Origin of the sequence: Mesorhizobium sp. M1A.F.Ca.ET.072.01.1.1 (assembly GCF_004023325.1) — a bacterium.
Classification (GTDB): Bacteria; Pseudomonadota; Alphaproteobacteria; order Rhizobiales; family Rhizobiaceae; genus Mesorhizobium.
In genome coordinates, this window is record NZ_RZSF01000398.1 from 1 (window position 1) to 5,201 (window position 5,201).

Sequence of the window (5,201 nt, forward strand, 5' to 3'; positions counted from 1 at the left end):
GATGACGCTGGATGGTGGCGACCAGCGTCTCCAGCAAGATCGAGGAGCGCGCCGGCTTGATCAGCTGCGCATCGATGCCGAGATCGCGGTAGGCGGCGCTGGCGAGCGACTGGTCGACCGAGGTCAGCATGATGATCGGCGTGTGCGCGAGGCCGGCGGTGTTGCGCACGATGCGCGCCATTTCGGCGCCGGTCATGCCCGGCATCTGGTAGTCGAGCACGACGCAGTCGACAGGCACGCCGTAAGCGGCAGCCGCAATCAGCACCTTCAGTCCCTCGGCGCCGCTTTCGGCCGCGCAGGAATCGAAGGTCCACGAAGCCATCTGCTCGCTGAGGATCGCGCGGTTGACGGCATTGTCGTCGACGATCAGCACGCGCGCGCCGGTCACGTCGACCGGCATGATCCGCTGCCCGCCTCGCTCGGCCCGCGGCAGCGTGACGGTGAACCAGAAGGTCGAGCCCTTGCCCTCGGCGCTGTCGACGCCGATCTCGCCGCCCATCAGTTCGACCAGCCGCGAGGTGATGGCAAGGCCGAGCCCGGTGCCCTCGTGCCGTCTTGTCGAGGAGGTGTCGACCTGGCTGAATTTCTCGAACACCAGCTTCAGCTTGTCTTCGGGAATGCCGATGCCAGTATCGGTGACCGAGATGGCGAGCTTCGTCCCCGACGGAACGCGCTCGCCGGTCACGTCGACCAGCACATGGCCCTTGTCGGTGAACTTCACCGCATTGCCGAGCAGGTTGGTGACGATCTGTCGGATCCGGCCGACGTCGCCGACGAACTCACCGTCGAGGCCGGGCTGGACGCGAACGATGAGCTCGAGGTCCTTTTCCTTGGCGCGGGTCGACACCAACGTCGCCACATCCTCTATCGCCTCGGCAAGGTTGAAGGGCGCCGGGTCGAGCACGAGCTGGCCGGCGTCGATCTTGGAGAAGTCGAGGATGTCGTTGATGATGGTGAGCAGCGCGTTGCCCGATTTGACGATGATGTCGGTGAACGTCTTCTGCTTTGGGTCGAGGTCCGACTTGGCGAGCAACTCGGCCATGCCGAGCACGCCGTTCATCGGCGTACGGATCTCGTGGCTCATATTGGCGAGGAACTCCGACTTGGCGCGGTCGGCAAGCACGGCGCGCCGGCGCGCCTCGCTGAGCTCGGCCTCGCGCTGTTTCAGTTCCGTTATGTCCGTGGTCGACCCGATCAGATAGAGCGAACCGTCGGACGCGATCATCGCGCCCTTGCGCGCGAACTGGTGACGCACGCTGCCGTCGGGCAGCGTCACCTGTTCTTCGATCTCCTGCGTCTCGCCGGTGCGCAGCACCGCCAGGTCGCCGGCGACGAAAGCTTCGCCGTCCGCGCCGAAGATCTCGACGTCGGTCTTGCCGATCGCCTCTTCCTGGCTGAAGCCGGTGAGATCGCACCAGCCCTTGTTTACGTAGAATTGCCTTAGATCCGAACGCTTCGCGTAGATCGACACCGGCACGTTGTCGATCAGGTTGCGGAACACCTCGTTCTCGCTCATGCTTTCCTTGAGCGCCCGCTCGCGCGCCTTGACCTCGGTGATGTCGGTGCTGGAACCGACCAGATGCACCGATCCGTCGGTCGCGACGAGGCGGCTCTTGCGTGTCATCAGCTGCCGCACCGTGCCGTCGCGATGGCTGACAGGCTCCTCGACTTCGCGCCCCTTGCCGGTCGCGATGACCTCGGCATCGTCATGGCTGTAGCTTTCGGCGTCCTCGCAGCCGAAAAGCTGCCGGTCCGTCTTGCCGATGACGTCTTCCTTGGCAATGCCGGTCAGCGCGCACCAGGCCTTGTTGACGAACTCGATCGTAAGATCCTCGGCCTTGATGAACGCCGCCACCGGCAATTCGTCCATGACATGCCGGTAAAGGTCGATCTGCCGCATCGAGTCGCGCAGCGCCTTCTCGCGGGCCTTGAGATCGGAAATGTCGACGCGCACCCCTATGAATGTGCCGTCGTCCGCTCTCATGTCGTAGACCTGGGACCAGCGACCGTCGGGATTGAGCCGTTCATAGGACGAATTGGGCAGGTTGTAACGCTTCAGCATGGCGTCGAGCCAGCGTTCTTTGTCGACACCATAGAGATTGTCGATCTCGACGTCGCCGCTCGACCGGAAATAGCCGGCGGAATGACCGAGAGCGAGCGCCTCGCGTAAGGTGCGGCCCGGCTGCCAGGCCGGCTTCAGCGCCGGCAAACTGTCATGCAGCTTGCGGTTGGCGAAGACGAATTCATCGTGGCGGTCATAGATGATGACGCCGGCCGGCAGCGACTCCAGCACCGTGGCGAGATTCTTGCGCGCATCCTCTGCCTCGGTCTCGCGATGCTTCATGTCGGTGATGTCGACATAGGAGATCAGACGCTTGCCGCCGGCAAGCGGTGCCAGCGAGGCGATCAGCACGCGGCCGTCATTGCGCGGCAACTGCCTGGAACCGGCAACGCCTGCCCGGATTTCGGCCTCGCGCTCGGCGATGTGGCGTTGCCAGCCCACCTCGTCGGCACCATAGGGGTCGGCGTCGCGGCTGGCCTCCATCAGCTCGCGGAAGCCGCAGCCGGCAGTGGCGCGAAGCGGATCGATCTTCCAGAAGTCGTAGAAGGCGCGGTTGATGATCTCCGCCCTGAGGTCGGCATCGAGGACAATGACGCCGATCGGCATCGAATCGACCGTCAGGCGAAGATTGGCGAGCGCCTCCGAGGTCGCGGCCGCATGCTGATCGGGGGCGCGGGGGACCGCCGCCTCGCCGCGCTCGACCGCGCCTTCGAAAAAACGGGCGGCGCCCATCTCGAAAGTACCGTCCGTATCCGCCATCCCTACCCCCAGGCCGAACCCTCCCGGTTCGCCGGCGGAATGTGCCCGACAAGCATTAACGATCGGCTAACCTTAACGATTCGCAACCGAACACGCCCGATGCCGTTAACGGGTTTTTAGTCGGACGCCGGTCCGACCTCGCTGCGGTAATCCGTCCGTTGGCGAACCCACCGCTACCGGGCTATAGAATCGGCGGGGGTATAGCTGATGCTTGGTCGAATGCTGACTTTTGTTCTCTGTCCGGCGCTGCTCGCGGCGAGCGGCTGCACGCGCAGCGACGACGGAACCGTCATCATTCCAAGCCGGATGGACGTCAGGCGCATTTGGGACAAGGCCCCGCCAGGAACAACAGCTTCGCGGCAGATCGCGACGGACGTATTTCCTCAGCAGCCGAGCGCCCCGGTGAGTTCCCCCAGTCGAAGACGTGTTTCGACGGCCCCTTCCTTTCAGCCGGATTTGGCTGATGCGTCCTCCCAGCCACAGAAGGCGCTCGCCTGCCGGAATGTGAGCGAACCCGGTAAGCGCTATCGCGTCGTCTGCGAGTAGCCTCGCAGCTACGATAAGATCGCGTGTTTCCTCACTGCGCGTGAAACCTTTGTGTGGTGTCTGGCGTTATCGGCGCAGCACGAAGGGGAGCGAAGATGTCTGTTCATTTCACCGTCTCAGGCCTGACGAGAAACCTGATCCATTCGCTTGGACTGGATCACGAGCGGGCCCCGAGGCGTCTGACACCCGAGCAAAATCTATTGTTGGAATGCTATCTGGCCGGCCAAATTCCGGAATCGGCCTGGAGCGACTATGTCTTCGAGATGCCGCAACTGGAAAAACACGCCAATGCCCGCCGCGGGCGCAATCCGGCGTAGCGCTGTCCAGCAGCAAAGCGCCTCTTAGAAAGCATAGCCGTGTTTTCTATTGGAAATCGGCGAAGGCGAAACTGGGCAACTTGGCAGTTCTACTGCTGAATTGCTTTGGCGTTGTCCTTCGGCGAATTGAACTGAAGCGTAAAGATCTTCCCGGGAATTCCTTTGGCAAGCTCCGGCGAAAAGCTGAGCGGCAGGCAGTTCCGCAGGGCGACGGTCGCCGCGTCGACATAGGCCTGACGCGCCTTGTCATCGCCGTTGACCTTGATGGCCGTTGGCTTCGGCGGGCCGATCAGCGTGCCGTCGCGCCTGAAGCTGAAGCTCAAGGTGACCGAGGCAGTTCCGGCTTCGGCCGGCGGCGTCCAGCACGCCTGCAGCGCGGCGCCGACCTCGTTCATCGTGTTGAGCGATGCGGCATCTGCCGGAAAAGGCATCGCCAGCAGCGCGCCTGCGATCGCTGAAAGTCTAGCCGTGCTTTTCATGGCTTTGTCCTCGCCGCTTTCGCCCGTTCGCATGGTACGATCAGCGACGCGGATGACAATAGAATTTCAACCGCGCCGGCACCCGATAAAATCATGCTGCCGTGACGCTGGCGCGCCGGCGCAAAAGCAAAAAGGCCGGCGCTGAGCCGACCTTTCCTTCTCCTCGGCAATCGCGCCAGTACATCCGTGGTCGCAGCGAGGACCGAGACACTAGACAAGGGTTTGGTTAACGAAACCCTAACCTCGCGCATTTCTTAAGCAGTGGCCTGAGCCTTCACATGGGCGATGTAGCCGCGCACGTCGCCGGCCGGCTCAGCATAGGCCTTGCCGAGCTTCTTCTCGATCGCAGCCATATAGTCCTTCGCCCAGTTAGGCAGCGCATAGTCGATGACCGCCAGAAACTCCAGTGTCGCCGCCAGACGGATGTCGGCGATCGACGGGTTGTTGCCGCCGATGAAAGGCTTGCCGTCCCTGAAGAAACTATGAAAGACCTCCAGCGGCTCGGCGATTGCGGCGATGGCAGCCTTTTGCGCCTCCGATTTCTTGTCGGGATGGGCATCGCTGTGGCCGACCTCGCCGGCATATTGCGGAAAGCCAAGTGCCGGATAAGTGGCCCTGGCCACATAGGGATAGAGCGTTCCGACCAGGTAGAACATGGCGCTGTCGACCATCGCCCGCTTGGCCGGCGCCTTCGGATAGAACTTGTCCAGCCCATGCTTGTTGGCGAGGTACTGCATGATTGCGCAGCTTTCCCAAAGCACGCCTCTGGGAAGTCCTTTGTCCTCGATCATCGGAGTCAGATGCGCCGGGTTCCGCGCCAGGAATTCTGGCGTGCGCGTCAGGCCCCAGGCGTCGGTCTCGGCATGGTCGAGCCCGGCCGCTCGCGTGAACACCCGGACCGTCATGTTGTTGACGCTGGGCCTAAGCATGCTGAGCTTGACCGCGGGCTTCTTCGCCGGCTTCGCCTTGGCTTTAAGTGCTGCCTTTGCCGTTGCTTTAGGCGCGGCTTTTGCCGTCGCTTTAGGCGCGGCTTTTGCG

General features: G+C 62.9%; 4 protein-coding genes. 1 reads left to right on the plus strand and 3 read right to left on the minus strand.

The annotated features are described in order from the left end of the window. A partial coding sequence (locus tag EOA32_RS32685) for a PAS domain-containing protein (protein ID WP_245499464.1) occupies positions 1–2,821 on the minus strand: 2,821 nt, incomplete at its 3' end. Positions 2,822–3,462: 641 nt separating this feature from the next. Between EOA32_RS32685 and EOA32_RS32695 the strand changes: the two genes are divergently transcribed. Next, a complete protein-coding gene (locus EOA32_RS32695) occupies positions 3,463–3,684 on the plus strand; it encodes a hypothetical protein (RefSeq protein WP_067002082.1) in 222 nt (73 codons plus the stop codon). 89 nt (positions 3,685–3,773) lie between these two features. On the opposite strand, the gene EOA32_RS32700 is transcribed toward EOA32_RS32695, so the two are convergent. Together EOA32_RS32700 and EOA32_RS32705 are read right to left on the minus strand one after the other, a co-directional pair. Next, positions 3,774–4,115, minus strand: a complete 342-nt coding sequence (locus EOA32_RS32700) for a hypothetical protein (RefSeq protein WP_245435075.1) — start codon at positions 4,113–4,115, stop codon at positions 3,774–3,776. A gap of 302 nt (positions 4,116–4,417) precedes the next feature. Beyond that, positions 4,418–5,201 (minus strand): glutathione S-transferase family protein (locus EOA32_RS32705; protein ID WP_245499465.1); only part of this gene is annotated, 784 nt, incomplete at its 5' end.